The sequence below is a fragment of the Magnetospirillum molischianum DSM 120 genome, assembly GCF_000294655.1.
Taxonomy (GTDB): Bacteria; Pseudomonadota; Alphaproteobacteria; order Rhodospirillales; family Magnetospirillaceae; genus Phaeospirillum; species Phaeospirillum molischianum.
Genome location: NZ_CAHP01000020.1, coordinates 90,806 through 105,672, shown reverse-complemented (window position 1 = coordinate 105,672; position 14,867 = coordinate 90,806). Strand labels below are relative to the sequence as shown.

Below are 14,867 nucleotides of genomic sequence, written 5' to 3'. Positions count from 1 at the left end.
TTCCCTTCGACTCAAGATCATCGCGCGGTGACGATATCCCTCACGCGCACGCCGCCCGGCCCGGCCAGCACGATCCGGCCGTCAGCGGTGGCGGCAATCGCGGCGACCGGCCGGGGCGACGATTCGGCCTCGGCGGCGGGACAGACCCAACTGGCTCCGCCATCGCCACTGATCAGCGCGGAACCGCCGGAATCGTACAGCAGAACGCTGTCCGCCTGGACCAGACCAGTAACCAGGGTCTTCCCGGTGCAGGTGGCGCTTCGTTTCCAGGTCGCGCCATCATCGTCCGAACGATAGACCCGACCGCCACCGCCAAAGGCCAGTAGCGCCGATCCGACCCGGCGCAGACCGATGATCGTCCCGCGCTCGGACAAAGCCGAGACGGTCCAATGCTCGCCGCCGTCGGTAGAGCGGGTGATCCGCCCCCCTTCACCCGCCACCACGATCACACCGGACTCGTCGAACGCCACCGCGCCGTAATGCAGTCGCTCCAGATTGTCGATGCGGTCGCCCAAATAGACCCAGCTCTCGCCGCCATCCTTGGTTCGGAAGATCTGGCCGAACGAACCGACGGCCAGCCCGAACCGTGCATCCTTGAAAGCAACCGCCAGGAATGGCCGAGACGGAGCGAACCGAACCCCGGCGCTGGCATCGTCAAGGGCGGTTTCCGCCAGATCGAGGGCAGCGGCCGCCGCTTCATCCTTAGCCGGAGCGGATTCGGCGCGGGCACGGGCCAGGGCAACACGGCGTTCGGCATCGTGCTGTACAGCGGCGGCGGCTCGGGTGCCGTCGAACTGAACCGACCAGGTTTGCCCGCGGTCGGCGCTGTGCAGGATCACGCCGTCATGCCCGACCGCCCACCCATCGGTCGCGGTGGGAAAGGTCACGGCGGTCAAGGTCACCGACACCGGCACCTCGGCCTGAGTCCAGGTCGCGCCGTTATCGTCGGAATAGACCACGATTCCGCGCTCGCCGACCGCGACCAACCGTGCGTCAACATTGACGACCGAGAGACTGAGCGCCCGCGCCGCCTTCGGCGTCTTGAACGCAGGCAAGGTCGCCAGATCGATCCTTTCGGCGTGGGCGGGCATGGCACCCGCAGCAATCAGAATGGCAACGGCAAGACATCCCAACAGGGACGGGACGGCCCGGTGAGGCGGCGTCCTCCCCGACGGAGCGAACGCGGGGAGTTCCCTCCCCGCCTCCGGCCCGGCAAGCGTCTTAATTACCGACACGGCGCAGATTATCCGGCGAGTACATCGAGAAGCTTTGCTTCTCGCCGAACGTCGTCGGCTTCTCTTCGTTGGTCATCGCGTTGACGATGTAGCGCCGCGCCTGAAGATCATAGACCGCATCGTTGGCAATCCACGGCACATTGGCGTCATAGAACTGGATGGCGTGCAGGATATGCACCCGCCACAACTCGCCACGACCGTCATATTCGTCGGCCTCGGCGACCTGCCAGCTATCTTCGTCGATATAGAACACCCGCTTGGCATAGATGTGACGGGCACCGGGCTTCAACGTCCCTTCGACCACCCAGACCCGGTGCGGCTCATAACGGACCAGATCCTGGTTAAGGTGGTTGGGCTGGATGATCTCGGCATATTTCAGCGAGCGGTCGTTCAAACGATAATTGTTGTAGGCGATCAGCAGTTCCTTCTTGCCGATCAGCTTCCAGTCAAAGCGTTCGGGTGAGCCGTTAAACCCGTCGTAATCGTCCGAGGTCGCCAGTCCATCCGAATTCTGCGCCGGAGCATCGTGCGCGACTTCGGGGGCGCGCAGCACCCGACGCAGGCCGGGGTTGTAGCTCCAGGCCCGGCGTTCATCCTTGGCATGATCGCGGGAATCGTGGACCAACAGCGCTTCACCGGCCATGCTGGAGGGACCGCGCACCAGATTGAGATAGTAGCTGTGGCGGTTGGGATCGGGATTGCCCAGCGCCGCCGCCCAGGCCAGCCATTCCTCGCGCTTGACCGCAGTGAACGAACCGCCAGACTGGACCGGGAACATGCTGGAATAGCGATGAACCGTCCCGCCACGATAGCGCAGGATGTGATTCCACATCACCTCAAGACCGCTTTTCGGCAATGGAAACGGCACGGTGGAATTGACCACATTGTCGATCCCGGTCCCGGACGGGGTCAGTTGGGCGGCCCCGGCTTCCTGCTTCACCCGGTCATATTCGACCTGCGGCAACACAGCGGTCCGGTGGCTGGGATAGACGTGCATACGGAAGGTGTTCGGATAGCGCTTCAGCATCTCGTAGCTGCCTGGCGCCAACTTATCCTGATAGCTGTCGGCATTGGCGGCGGTGATGGTGTAGAGCGGCTTTTCGTCGGCGAAAGGATCGATATAGCCTTTCTCGGGAGAGAAACCGGGCGGCGGAGTCTTCAGCCCGCCGGTCCAAGCCGGAATCGACCCATCGGCATTGCCCGCCACCTCGGCCCCGACCGGGGTCAGATCCTTGCCCAGCCGCGCCAGTTCCTCCGGTGTCGCCGCCGCCCAGGCCGAGCACGCGCCCCCAAACATCAGAGCCAAAGCGCCGCAGCCGATCAACGACTTCAAAACGAACATGGTCTTCATCGATTGTCTCCCGCGCTCAGAACGTCACACCGGTGACCAGCGACACGAAGTCGCGATCGCGGTAGGGATCGTATTTGGCGTCTCGGTTGTAGGTGCTGTAGCTAAGGTCGGCGTAGTACATCTTGTTCCACTCGGCCCGCACTCCCAGGCCCAGATTCATCCGGTCCTCGACGAAGGTGTTGTCGGCCGAATAGCCCGAAACGTCATGGGACCAGAACAACCGAGGCGTCACGTTGCCGCCGAGCAGAAGGTTGTTGTAGGTCAGCGACAACTGGATGCGGTAGCCAAGGGCGTCACTGGTGGCAAACCCCTCATTCTCGCAATAAGAGGTGTTGGTGTTGGTGCAGGCCATCGTCGCGGTCCCGGCCTGACCGAACATCGGATCGCGGCCATAGCGGCGCGAGGTGTTGGGATCGCCGATCCCCGACCAGTGCTGATAGCCGATTTCGCCGATTACCTTGAACTCGTCGGCCGAAGCGACGTTGGAGAAGGTTTTGACGGTCGAAACCTGAATCTGGAACTTGTTCTTGCGGTCATAGCCATCAACCACCGTGCCAGCACTGGCACCATTGAGGAAAGCCATCGGTCCAGCCCGGCTGATCATGCCGTTGCCAAGATCGTTGGTATTGATCTGAACCGGCACACCGAACGATCCGCTCGCCTCGCCGAACACCGACCAACCCGCGATATCACCCGCCGCGCTGGCCCCCACCACACGAATATTCTCGGCGTCATAGTTCCAGTAATATTCGGCGGAACGCGCGCCCCTATAGATCGATCCGGCGATATTGCTGGGGCTTCGGATAAAGCTGAAGAACGGCGTCCGCGCATGATATTGCGCGTAATACAAACCAAAATCCGTGCCGATATCGGTGTTGTAATAGTGGATGTTGGCGCCCCACTGCCCGATATCGCCAGGATAGCGGTTGCCGCCGTTGGCCATTTTCGTATTGGCACCACCCAAAGCACGGATGCCATTGAATGCGGTGGGATCGGCAAAATTCGCCGGCGTCATCGTGATCACGTTCGAACAATTGAGATAGTCCGAGGCGCTCCAGAAGGTGCCGCACCCGTCCAGAACCGATCGCTCCCACGTAAACTGATAGAACGCTTCAAAGCTGATGCCGTTATCCAGACCCAGATTGGCCGAAATCTGCGGAATGGGGAGCAACACTTCCTTGACCTGGGCACCGGGACGCCGCGCCGCGCCGACATCGACGATTCCGTACTGATTGATACCGCCGGGGATGAAGGTACTTTCGCCCCAATTCACGACATGCTTGCCGATCTTCACCTTCAGCGGGGTATCGTCGGCCAGATCGAAAGTACCGTAGCCATAGGCGTCCAGCAGTTCGACGCCTGAGAATTTCGATGCCGGATAAAAATGTCCGTCGTTGATCGGGCTGCGGCTATAGCCGTTCGCGGCATCGCCGAAGGACGTGTTCTGGTTGCGGCCGATATAATCGTACCAACCCTTGACCCGACCGAAGACGCCGAACTGATCCTTACGCAATTCGACTTCGCCGATCGCCTTGCCCAAGGCGGAATAGAAGTCGCCGGCCCGGAAGTTCTGATTGCCATCGTCATGCTGACCGCCATCGACCTTACCGCCGTTACCGCGTGAGATCAGGCCCGGATCGGGATTTCGGGTTCGCATTGACGCTCCAACCGACAGGTCGAGGCTCCATCGTCCTTCATACCCGTTACCCAAGGAGAAATCGTCCGCCCGCGCCGTTACGCTCCACCCGGTCAGACAGCAAAGGGCTGTCGCCGTCCGCACCAAGGGCTTCACATAAGACTTTCCGTTTATTTTCGGTTCGATCTTCATATCCGCTCCCCGCCTTAATATTATTTATAGATCCACACTCTCCCACTCACCGCATGCCAACAGAACCGCGCGGCGCGGCGTCGGATCACATGCGAAGATCACCCAAAATGTTTCTTAAAAACCGGCCCGGTCGATCAGGGAAAGGCAACGGCGCTCCAGGATATTGACCGCATGGCCAAAGCCCGCGAAGTCGGGATTGGCGGCATGACCGGCGCAATATCTGGCGTAGATTTGCTGGGCGATCACCGCGAGGCGGAACGTCCCGAAGATCAGATAAAAATCGAATCGATCGAGAGTCAGCCCGGTCTTCCGACAGTAATAATCAACGATCTCGTCCCGGCTCATCATCCCCGGCAGATGGGACGGCTGGCGACGGATCGCCTGTATTTCGCCGTCATCGTCAGCCTGCACCCAGTAAGCCAGCGACGACCCAAGATCCATCAGCGGATCGCCCAGAGTCGCCATCTCCCAATCCAGCACGCCGACGATCGATGACGGATCACTGGTAGAGAAGACGATATTGTCCATCTTGTAATCGTTATGGATCAGACGAGTGGCGCGTTCGGCTGGCTCCGACGCCACCAACCAAGCCATTACCGCCTCGAAATCGGCCGTATCGGGGGTCCGGGCATCGCGGAACCGGCCGCTCCACCCTTCGATCTGGCGACGGACATAGCCTTGCCCCTTGCCGAGTCCGCCGAGGCCCACCGCTTGCGGATCTATTGCATGCAGTTCGATCAGCCGGTCGGTCATATTGCGGCACAAAGTGTGCGCCTGATCGGGCGATAAACTCATTCCTTCGGGCAGATCATGGCGGGGAATGAAGCCAATCAACCGCTCCATCACCACGAACGGGCCACCTATCACCGTCTCATCGTCGCTGCTGGCGACGATGGTCGGGACGTAAGGAAAAACCGGACGGATCGCCTGCAACAGCGCCGCTTCGCGCAAAACATCGTGAGCCGATTTGGCCTTGCGACCAAAGGGCGGTCTGCGCAAAATAAAATCGCGATTTGGATAAGAGACCAGATAGGTCAGATTCGAAGCGCCACCAGAGAACTGATACGATTTCGGCTCGCCCTCAAGGGTAGGGTCAATTGCCTTGATAAAGGCATCAAGACGCACAAGGTCAAATTCTTCCCGTGGTCGAACAGCACCCGGCCGGTCGGCAATCAACATTACGTGCTCCCTCCCAGAAGCTTTTATCATTCAGAGCCGTTTTTTCGGCTTTATTATTATCTTTCTCAGCCTTATGCCGCTCGGGGCAATTGACCGAGCCAGATCCGCCGGGATTTTTTGACATCCCTTGCTGACTGGATTGCTACAGGTTACGGTTTGCTGGAAATGAATCAATTGAATGTACTTCATGGTGCAATATGAGCATCCCGCATTATCGCCGTTACGACCTGAATCTGTTGGTGGTTCTCAGTGCGATCTTCGAGGAAGGCAACATCACCCGCGCCAGCCAGAAGCTCAATCTGACCCAACCCGCGGTCAGCCACGCCCTCGCCCGGCTGCGCGACGTCTTCCAGGATCAGCTATTTGTGCGTCAAGGCGCCGCAATGGTCCCGACCCCGTTGGCCCGTCAGATCATCACGCCGGTCCGCACCGCGTTGCAGTCGCTGGGATCGCTGACGGAGGAGCGGACCTTCGACCCGGCCGCCGACCGGCGGGTGTTCCGGCTGGCGCTGCGGGACGTGTTTGAATCGAGCGTCCTGCCCCCCCTGATGGAGCAATTGGAAAAAACCGGGTCGCTGATCGCGATCCACAGCGTTCGAACCGACCGGACCGAGATCGAAGCCGAATTGCGGAGGGGATCAATCGATCTGGCCATGGACATCCCCTTCCCCGTCGGCGACGAAATCAACCAGTTGCGGGTAGTCCGCGACCCGCTGACCGTGGTGGCACGGCGCGGCCACCCGCATATTGCCGCAGGCAATCTTAGCCTCGACAGTTTCCTCGCCCAGGGACATGTCATGGTCTCATCGCGCCGCAAGGGACCGGGAATCGAGGATTTCGAACTGAACCGGCTGGGCCTGCGCCGTGAGGTCAAACTGCGCTGCCAGCATTATTTCGCCGCCTGCCGGGTCGTCAGCCAGACCGATCTGTTACTGACGATGCCGGGCCGCTATGCGCAGGTCGCCAACCTCGCCTTCGACAACCTTCTGCTGCCGCTGCCGTTGAAGATTCCCGACCTTGACGCCGTGATGTACTGGCACGCGAACATGGATGAAGATCCCGCCTCGTTATGGCTGCGGGGACGGCTGACCGACATTTTCAGCGATCAGCCGACATCCACCGCATCTCAGGCGATCTGAGGCATTTTCGGCGCGGCACGCTCCAAGATACCGGCCAGACGGGCCGACACCCCGGAATCGCTCTCGGGATGAGTGATGATATAGAATCGGTCATCGACCACCGCCGCAATCGTCTGTTCGGCGATATCACGGGCGGTGATCGAGCTGGCCTCAATGATCTGACGGATTTTCTCGCCATAGATCGGAGCCTGCGGATTGGTTGCCCGCAGTTCGGCGGGACGGTTGCGATGGGACTCGGCAATGCCGGTTTTGACGAAACCAGGACACAGGACCGACACGCCAATCGAGGTCCCGGCCAGCCGCAAATCGTGGTACAGACATTCCGACAGCGTCACCACTGCGTGCTTGCTCACGCAATAGACGCTCATCCCCGGCGGCGACATCAACCCAGCCACCGAGGCGGTGTTGACGATATGAGCCGGACCTCCCTGCGCGATCATCCGAGGCACGAAGCTGCGGATGCCGTGAACCACCCCCATCAGGTTGACGTCGAGAACCCACTTCCAATCTTCCAGGGTGGCGGACCAGACCGGACCGGCGGCGGCAACACCGGCATTGTTGAACAGCAGATGGCCACCGCCGAACCGTTCCCAGGTGCACTCGGCCAGCGCCTCGACCTGCTCGGGCTTGGCGACGTTGGTGGGAACCACCAAAATCCCGACCCCGGTTTCGGCGACCAGATCGCTGGTCACGGCCAGCCCTGCCACGTCGAGATCGGCAAGCACCAGATTCATCCCCTCGGCGGCGCACAGCACGGCGAACTCGCGGCCGAATCCGCTGGCGGCACCGGTAATGATGGCGGTCTTTCCTTGCAGTTCCATCGTTCGGATTCCTTCGAGTCTCAGGAGACGAGATAACCGCCATCGACGGTCAGACATGTGCCCGTGGTGTAGCTGGCGGACGGCGACACCAGATAGAGAACCGCTCCGGCCATTTCGTCCGGTTGAGCGGCACGACCCAACGGCAAGCGCTGCGTCACACCCGCGAGAATCTTGGGGTTGCCGGTCAGGGCCGAAGCGAATTTCGTGTCGGTCAGGCCGGGCAGCAGCGCATTGACCCGCACCCTCATCGGCCCTCCTTCAAGGGCGAACGCATGGGTCAGCGAAATCACCGCCGCCTTGGTCATCGAATAGAGTCCCTGCTGAGGCGCCGGTCGGACACCATTGACCGAGGCGACATTGACGATACTGCCCCCGCCCCCGGCGGCGATCAGCTTCATCCCCCGCGCCGACATGAAGAAGTAGCCCCGGATATTGACATCCACCGTCTTCTGAAAAGCGGTCAGATCGGTTTCGACCAACGGCCCGAAATAGGGATTGGTTGCCGCGTTATTGACCAGGATATCGAGCCTCCCATGACGTTCGGCGATCCGACCGAACGCCGCCTCGATCTGCTCCATCTCGCCGATATGGCAGGCCAGGGCCTCGGCACTTCCACCCGCGTCGCGGATCGCGGCGGCGACGGTCTCACACTCCTCCTGCTTGCGACTTGAGACGATTGCGTGAGCCCCAAAGGCAGCGAGGGTGCGGGCAATCGAGGCTCCGATGCCCCGGCTGGCTCCGGTAATCAACGCCACCTTGCCGGTCAGGTCGAAGAGGGCGGGTATAGACGCGGACATGATCTTGGCCTTCCCTATCGGTTGGTGATCTTGCTTTTGTCGCCCGCCGCTTCGAGATGGGCGAAGTTGTTGAGGTAAAGCAGACTGGCGCGTTGGCGGTCATGAACAACCCTGGTCACGCCGCTATTGACCAGAATATTGTTGAGACTGACGGTGACGGCGTTGGACAGACCGAGCAGATGCTGGCAGATCGCCGCGATCGGACCGCCCGAGGTGAAGATAATCGTGCTGCCAGACGGTGCCGCCGTCTCGACCTGACGGCGAAAGGCCGCAATGCAGCGGTCGCGAAACACCCCCCAGCTTTCGCGATAATTGGAATCGTGCCCCCCTTCGGCCCAGCGCAGAACAGCCGCGGAAAATACCGTCTGGAACGCGCGGCGAGGATCGTCACTGGCGGCAAGAAAGCCACGGATACTGTCATGAGAGGCAAGATCGGGACGATAACAGCGCAGTACGTCGAGAAAATCGAACTCGTCGAAGCCGCTATCCTGCGACACTGGAACGGTGGGATGGGGCTGGACCGCCAGGAACGCCTCGGCGGTCTGAAGGTGACGGCGCAACCCCCCGGTCACCACCCGATCGCAGACGATATCGGCCTCCGAGAACCAGCGTCCGAGCATCCGCCCCTGCTCCTCGCCCAAGGGGGACAGCCGGTCATAATCACGGCTGCCGAACGATGCCTGACCATGGCGGACCAAATAGACCTGCCCCATCGCGGCTCCGATCAGGCCGGAGCCATGTATTTGCGCAGTTCAAGCTTCGCGACCTGGGCACGGTGAACCTCGTCCGGGCCATCGGCGATGCGTAAGGTACGGGCACAAGCGTACATCCAGGCCAGGGGAACGTCGTCGCTGACACCGGCGCCGCCATGGGCCTGAATCGCCCAATCGATCACGGTACAGGCGACATTGGGAGCCACCACCTTGATCAAGGCGATTTCCTTACGGGCGGCCTTGTTGCCGACCGTATCCATCATATGGGCGGCCTTGTAAGTCAGCAGGCGGGCCTGATCGATCATCGCGCGGCACTCGGCGATCCGCTCGTGCCACACCGACTGAACCGCCAGCGGCTTGCCGAACGCGACCCGCGACAACAAGCGCCGGCACATCAGTTCCAGCGCCCGCTCCGCCGCGCCGATGGCCCGCATGCAATGATGGATCCGCCCCGGCCCCAGACGGCCCTGGGCGATCTCGAAACCACGCCCTTCCCCCAGCAGGATGCTGTCGGCCGGAACCCGCACATCGCGAAACCGGATTTCGGCGTGGCCATGAGGGGCGTCGTCATAGCCAAATACGGGAACCCAACGCTTCACCGTGACGCCAGGGGTATCGATCGGCACCAGGATCATCGATTGCTGAAGGTGGCGGTTCGGATTGGCGGCGTCGGTCTTGCCCATCACAATCAGAATCTTACAGCGGGTGTCATTGGCTCCGCTGGTCCACCACTTGGTGCCGTTAATGACGTACTGATCGCCATCACGGCGGATGTCGGTGCAGATGTTGGTGGCGTCGGAACTGGCGACCGCCGCCTCGGTCATCGCGAAACCGCTTCGAATCTCGCCCGCCAGCAACGGCTCCAGCCAGCGCGTTTTCTGCTCGGGAGTACCGTAGCGAACCAGAACTTCCATATTGCCGCTATCGGGAGCGGAGCAGTTGAATACTTCCGAAGCGAAGTGACTGCGGCCCATGATCTCGGCCAGCGGCGCGTATTCGAGATTGAGCAGACCGGCACCGTACTCGCTTTCGGCCAGGAACAGATTCCACAATCCGGCTGCTTTCGCCCTGCCCTTCAACTCTTCCAGTAATGGAAGCGGCTTCCACCGAGTCGTCCCCTGGCCGACCTGGGCAAACAGCTCGGCTTCGCGCGGGTAATAATGCTCGGATAGAAAGTCGTTGACGCGGCGGCACAAATCCCGGCTTCGCGGTGTCAGTTCATCGAACATCGGCCCCTGGTCCATCGCGCAACCCCCTTACTTCCATGTCAAAAAAAGTGGGCCAAGCGGCAATGCTGCCCGGCCCAAGTTGGAGTCTTCCCCTCGAAGACACCGGAAATAACCAAATAATACGACAAATCAAACAACAGCCTATTCATCGGCTTATTCAGAAAATAACTATCTTGTATTCTCCCAACACAGAGAGGGGCGTCCCTCAGCAATCAGAGGTAATCCACCCCAGCCAATCAATCCAATGAATTGTCTGGATTTTTTAAAATTAGTTTTGTGCATAAATGGAGGCGCTAATGGAGAGAACACGGATGAGACCGAGACTCTCTGTTCTTCGCCCGCTTCAGGCGAAGGTAATTCTGCGGAGGGTCGTCGCGCTGAATCCTGATACCAAGCTGCACTGAGTGAAACTCATCGCAGCTTGGTTAGGCCCGAAGGGCCGTCAGGAGACGGGAAGGATGATCTTGCCGACCGGAGTCAGGCTAAGGCGGGCGAGTTTAAGATGCGCCCACGCGAACGGAATGCCGATAATGGAGATCGCCAGTCCAACGGCAAGAATGAGGTGGCCGAGAGCCAGCCACCAACCTGCCAGCACGAACCACACGATATTGCCGACTGTAGAAAGGGCCCCCGCGTCTGGGGCTTCGATCACGGTCTGCCCGAATGGCAAAAGGGTATACCCAGCCAGTCGCAGCGCCGCCGGGGTCCAGGGCAAGCCGACGATGGTAATGGCCATGATCGCGGCGGCGATCAGCCAGCCGAATGCCATCGGCAAACCGCCAAAAAACAGCCACAGTATGTTCAGGATCAGAGACACACCGTTCCTCCTCCCGTGTCGGGAATGATCATAAACCGATACTGCTCAGGAGAGACGTTTATTCCGCGACAGCAGGCTCCACCCCATACACACCGTCATCGGTAACCAGATAATCGATGCGATTATCAACCAGGGCGCGAGCGGCCTCTTCCGGCGTATTGATGATCGGCTCTTCGTGCACATTAAAGCTGGTGTTAACGGCGGCAGGAAGCCCGGTTTCAGCCTTGAAATCGGCCAGGATGTCATAATAAAGCGGATTGTCGGCACGGCGGATGACCTGGGGCCGCGCCGTGTTGTCAACATGAACGACGGCCGGAATACGGTCGCGCCAATCCGGCTTGACGTTACAGGTGATCGTCATGAAGCGGCAGGCATAGGCATTGACGTCAGTAACGTCGAAGACCGTCCGGGCGTCCTCTTCGGCGATCACGGGAGCGAACGGCATAAACTCGCTGCGGTCCAGCCGGGTGTTTAGGGAATCGTTGATGTCGCGGCGCAACGGCGAGGCCATGATGGTACGGGCACCAAGCGCACGCGGGCCGAACTCCATCCGCTGCGAAACGATGGCAACCGCCTTGCCTTCCGCCAACAGATGCGCGGCGACCGGAACCGGAGCGCCATCAAGGCGGTGAATGCGGCTGCTGAACTCACGGAATCGCGATCCGGTGACCCCAGCGAAAGCCCGCCCCCAATAGACATCGCCCAGACGGTAGCGCCGGGTCAGCCAGACACCGAAACCATCGCGCTCCAGCAGGAATTGGAGGGCACCACCGATCACCAGCCCCTCGTCCCCCATCGGCGGGACGATGAACACTTCCTTCAACCCGCAAGTTTCGGCCAGCCGCTGGTTCAGTTTGACGTTGGCGAACAGCCCACCGGCCAGCCCCAGACGGCTGACCTTCTCGCGCTCCAACAGCTTCGAAACCGACCCCACAATCGCCTCTTCGACGAAGGTCTGGATCGAGGCGGAAGCGTCCTCGCGCGACTGGCCTTCGCACAGAGCCATGAACGCCTCGCGCATGGCCCCGCCATTGGGGAAATCGCTGGTGAAAAGGCCGTTCTCATCCATCGAGAAATGAGCGGCGAAATCCTTGCTGATCGTCGGCTTGCCATAGGCGGCAAGCCCGGTAACCTTGCCCTCATGGTGCAGCGGGCGGAACCCCAGCGCCTCGGTCACGTTGGCATAGGCCCGCGCCAGACTGTCGATCCGATAGGCCCGGTGCAGCCAGCGATCATCGCCGAACAGGGTGGTCAGACGCCCATCTTTGAACACGCGATGGCTGTAATTAACATTATCGCCCGCACCATCGGCGGTATAAAGCAGCGCATCGTCCCAATCGGTGAAGAACAGCGACGGCAAAGCGTGCGCGGCGTGATGATTGGCGAAAAACACCTTCGTCCCGGCGGGAATGCCATAAAATTCAAGGACTTTGGCGATGTCGAGCACCTGAGCGGGATCGAGAAGACCCGCCTTGGCCAGCACCGTAGACAGATCGCGAGTCCCCGAACGGCCCTGGATCGTGTCGCGCCAACGCCGGAACAGGTCCGTCTTATAGAACGCGCGGGGAAATTCGCACCGGCTGAACACGACGACATCGACGTCGGAAGGCTGAACTCCGCCGATCGACAGCACCTCGGCAACGCAGTCGCGGGGCGCTCCGCCCTCTTTCTTGATCCGGCTCAGGCGCTCTTTCTGAATCGCGGCGACAACACGATAGCCGTCCAGCAGAGCTGCGGCCGAGTCATGGATTCCGCAATGGATCGAAAGGATACACGTCATCGCCGTCTTTTCATCCGTCTCAAAGCACGCCAAGTGCCACCTTCTGGCACAAAAAGCGATCCTATGTCATCCGAAAATAGGGTGATTGCAAAAGCCGAATTCTCGCCAGCCGCATTGCAGACACCAGGAAATCAATCTTGTCGCAGATCGAAATATGGCGCGGATCGTTGCCTTTTCCCGTCTTGATTTAGAACAGATATTTCGAGACGACAACCCGGTCGCGGCCTTCGTGCTTGGCCTGATAAAGCGCCTCGTCGGCACGGTTGAGCAAGCCGTCCGGGCTTTCGCCCGCCATCAGAGCGGCAACCCCGGCACTGACCGTATGGCAGCGACCGGTATCGAAGCCATGCTCACGCGCCTCCTGCCCGATCCGCTCGGCCAGCACCCGCGCTTGCTCCAGATCAGTTTCGGGACACAGGATCAGGAATTCCTCGCCACCCCAGCGGCCGACAACATCTTGGGTCCGTGCGGTCTTACGGGCGATATTGGCAAAGGCGATCAACACCTTGTCGCCGATCAGATGGCCGAAATCGTCATTCACCTGCTTGAAGAAATCGATATCGAGCAGAACAATCGAAAATGGGCGGGCATAGCGACGGAACCGCTCGGCCTCGGCCTGAAGGCGTTCGTTCAGACTGGCCCGATTGGCCAAGCCGGTCAGGGCATCGGTCTGCGACAAAGCCAGAAGCCGCTTGTTCAGCGCCCGCAGCTTGATCAGCCAAAAGCCGCTGGTGAGGATCACCGCGCCCAACAGAGCGACGATCTTGAAAATCAAATCGTAATCGACGCCGGACTGAACCCGGATCGAAACATGGCGATTGGCGATCTCGTCCCGCTCCGCCGCCGTGATATCGCGCACCCCCTTGTTCAGAATGTCGCGGAGCATGACGTGATCCTTCGCCACGCCGATCCTCAGCTTGTTCTCATAGCCAGGAACCTGCCCCGAGATCTTCAGATTGAACCAGCCGTCTTCCTTGATGGTATAGACGGCAACGAGCATTGAGCGCATCGTCATCGCCGCCTTCTTTTGCGACACCATCCCAAAGGCTTCGGCTTCGCTGCTGGCCGTGACCACCTTCAGATTGGTGAAATCACGCCGAACCCGTTCCTCGGTCGAGGTTCCTGCCGGCAGAACCAGAACCTCGTTGGAAACATCGCTAAGGTTCTCGATATAGGGATGCTCTTCACGGGTCACGATCACATTGCGGTCGAGGAACAGCGGATCGGTAAAAATCAGCCAAGCATCACGCGTCGGTGACTGATTCAGGAAGTTGAGGATTTGGCACCGTCCCTCCTTCGAGGCGGCAACGCTTTCCTCCCACGTCTTGGTGACGACCAGTTTCAGGGCAACCCCGGCCCGGCTTGCCGCCAGACGCAACAGATCGGCGCCGATACCGACATGCGCCCCTTCGCTGTTGATGATCTCGTAAGGTGCCCAGTCGGGATCGACACAGACGGTGAATGGAGCGTTGTCGGCCAAATATTTCTGTTCGGCCCCGGTCAGATCCGCCGACAGCACAAGCGAAGGCATCGCGATCAGGGCCAAAAGCACCGATACCGCGACCGCATTCCTAAGACTGGTCCGGAACTGTCTCACTCGCCCATCGGAAAGCAGTGGATCGGGGAATTGTTCGGGAGATTCCCGCCTATCCACCAGCGGGTAAAAGACGGCACACGCGGTTACAATCGATCAGAATAATTAACATATCCCACTGCCCCGATCGCGGCAACAGCTTCCCCCAGGGGGTACTTTTCAGAAATATGATCTTCAGCGTTCTCTGATATAAGACCCATGAGCCTTTAAGTGTAGCAATAGATGCTTGCCTTGGACGAGAGGTCCATCATACATCACGCTAAGATCACAAGCCTAAAGAGACACGGCATTATAGCTCGGTGTCGAGTCGGGCAGCAGCACCGCTGCCGCCACGACCGACCTGGACGTCCCTCCCCAAGCCAGCAACTGTCACCGGCTTATAAA

The 14,867-nt window shown here is 60.2% G+C and carries 12 protein-coding genes; 1 reads left to right on the top strand and 11 read right to left on the bottom strand.

Annotation, left to right across the window (positions count from 1 at the left end):
- Positions 1–17: 17 nt before the first annotated feature.
- From PHAMO_RS07965 to PHAMO_RS07950, 4 genes are all read right to left on the bottom strand, one after another.
- Complete coding sequence (locus tag PHAMO_RS07965) at positions 18–1,235, bottom strand: WD40/YVTN/BNR-like repeat-containing protein (RefSeq protein ID WP_002728187.1); 1,218 nt, start codon at positions 1,233–1,235, stop codon at positions 18–20.
- On the bottom strand, positions 1,222–2,586 hold the full coding sequence (locus tag PHAMO_RS07960; RefSeq protein WP_002728186.1) for a DUF1329 domain-containing protein: 1,365 nt from the start codon (positions 2,584–2,586) through the stop codon (positions 1,222–1,224). The genes PHAMO_RS07965 and PHAMO_RS07960 overlap by 14 nt, the downstream gene beginning before the upstream one ends.
- 16 nt (positions 2,587–2,602) lie before the next feature.
- Positions 2,603–4,414: a DUF1302 domain-containing protein gene (locus tag PHAMO_RS07955; protein ID WP_002728185.1), complete on the bottom strand. Its 1,812-nt coding sequence runs from the start codon at positions 4,412–4,414 to the stop codon at positions 2,603–2,605.
- A 114-nt stretch (positions 4,415–4,528) separates the two neighbouring features.
- Positions 4,529–5,593, bottom strand: coding sequence for a phosphotransferase family protein (locus tag PHAMO_RS07950; RefSeq protein WP_002728184.1), 1,065 nt, complete (start codon positions 5,591–5,593; stop codon positions 4,529–4,531).
- Between the two features lie 197 nt (positions 5,594–5,790).
- On the opposite strand from PHAMO_RS07950, the gene PHAMO_RS07945 reads away from it, so the two are divergent.
- Positions 5,791–6,732 carry a LysR family transcriptional regulator gene (locus tag PHAMO_RS07945; protein ID WP_002728183.1) on the top strand — a complete coding sequence of 314 codons (942 nt, stop codon included), beginning with the start codon at positions 5,791–5,793 and terminating at the stop codon, positions 6,730–6,732.
- Here the strand turns inward: PHAMO_RS07945 and PHAMO_RS07940 are convergent.
- The 7 genes from PHAMO_RS07940 to PHAMO_RS07910 form a co-directional block, all read right to left on the bottom strand.
- Positions 6,720–7,553 (bottom strand): SDR family NAD(P)-dependent oxidoreductase, encoded by an 834-nt coding sequence (locus PHAMO_RS07940; protein WP_002728181.1) that lies wholly within the window; start codon positions 7,551–7,553, stop codon positions 6,720–6,722. The two genes, PHAMO_RS07945 and PHAMO_RS07940, sit on opposite strands and share 13 nt — an antisense overlap.
- Positions 7,554–7,573: 20 nt before the next feature.
- A complete protein-coding gene (locus PHAMO_RS07935) occupies positions 7,574–8,350 on the bottom strand; it encodes an SDR family oxidoreductase (protein ID WP_002728179.1) in 777 nt (258 codons plus the stop codon).
- A 14-nt stretch (positions 8,351–8,364) separates the two neighbouring features.
- Positions 8,365–9,063, bottom strand: a complete 699-nt coding sequence (locus tag PHAMO_RS07930) for a histidine phosphatase family protein (protein WP_002728177.1) — start codon at positions 9,061–9,063, stop codon at positions 8,365–8,367.
- 11 nt (positions 9,064–9,074) lie between these two features.
- On the bottom strand, positions 9,075–10,307 hold the full coding sequence (locus PHAMO_RS07925; RefSeq protein WP_002728175.1) for an acyl-CoA dehydrogenase family protein: 1,233 nt from the start codon (positions 10,305–10,307) through the stop codon (positions 9,075–9,077).
- A gap of 427 nt (positions 10,308–10,734) precedes the next feature.
- Positions 10,735–11,109 carry a YccF domain-containing protein gene (locus PHAMO_RS07920; RefSeq protein WP_002728173.1) on the bottom strand — a complete coding sequence of 125 codons (375 nt, stop codon included), beginning with the start codon at positions 11,107–11,109 and terminating at the stop codon, positions 10,735–10,737.
- A gap of 58 nt (positions 11,110–11,167) precedes the next feature.
- Complete coding sequence (locus PHAMO_RS07915) at positions 11,168–12,889, bottom strand: carbamoyltransferase C-terminal domain-containing protein (RefSeq protein WP_040566453.1); 1,722 nt, start codon at positions 12,887–12,889, stop codon at positions 11,168–11,170.
- A 187-nt stretch (positions 12,890–13,076) separates the two neighbouring features.
- Positions 13,077–14,486, bottom strand: coding sequence for a diguanylate cyclase (locus PHAMO_RS07910; RefSeq protein WP_002728170.1), 1,410 nt, complete (start codon positions 14,484–14,486; stop codon positions 13,077–13,079).
- Positions 14,487–14,867 lie beyond the last annotated feature (381 nt).

What these genes read in the sequence shown, in the direction of transcription:
- PHAMO_RS07950 (WP_002728184.1), bottom strand. Translation starts at nt 5,593, where the DNA reads ATGTTGATTGCCGACCGGCCGGGTGCTGTTCGACCACGGGAAGAATTT.
- PHAMO_RS07945 (WP_002728183.1), top strand. Translation starts at nt 5,791, where the DNA reads ATGAGCATCCCGCATTATCGCCGTTACGACCTGAATCTGTTGGTGGTT.
- PHAMO_RS07960 (WP_002728186.1), bottom strand. Translation starts at nt 2,586, where the DNA reads ATGAAGACCATGTTCGTTTTGAAGTCGTTGATCGGCTGCGGCGCTTTG.
- PHAMO_RS07935 (WP_002728179.1), bottom strand. Translation starts at nt 8,350, where the DNA reads ATGTCCGCGTCTATACCCGCCCTCTTCGACCTGACCGGCAAGGTGGCG.
- PHAMO_RS07915 (WP_040566453.1), bottom strand. Translation starts at nt 12,889, where the DNA reads ATGACGTGTATCCTTTCGATCCATTGCGGAATCCATGACTCGGCCGCA.
- PHAMO_RS07955 (WP_002728185.1), bottom strand. Translation starts at nt 4,414, where the DNA reads ATGAAGATCGAACCGAAAATAAACGGAAAGTCTTATGTGAAGCCCTTG.
- PHAMO_RS07940 (WP_002728181.1), bottom strand. Translation starts at nt 7,553, where the DNA reads ATGGAACTGCAAGGAAAGACCGCCATCATTACCGGTGCCGCCAGCGGA.
- PHAMO_RS07925 (WP_002728175.1), bottom strand. Translation starts at nt 10,307, where the DNA reads ATGGACCAGGGGCCGATGTTCGATGAACTGACACCGCGAAGCCGGGAT.
- PHAMO_RS07930 (WP_002728177.1), bottom strand. Translation starts at nt 9,063, where the DNA reads ATGGGGCAGGTCTATTTGGTCCGCCATGGTCAGGCATCGTTCGGCAGC.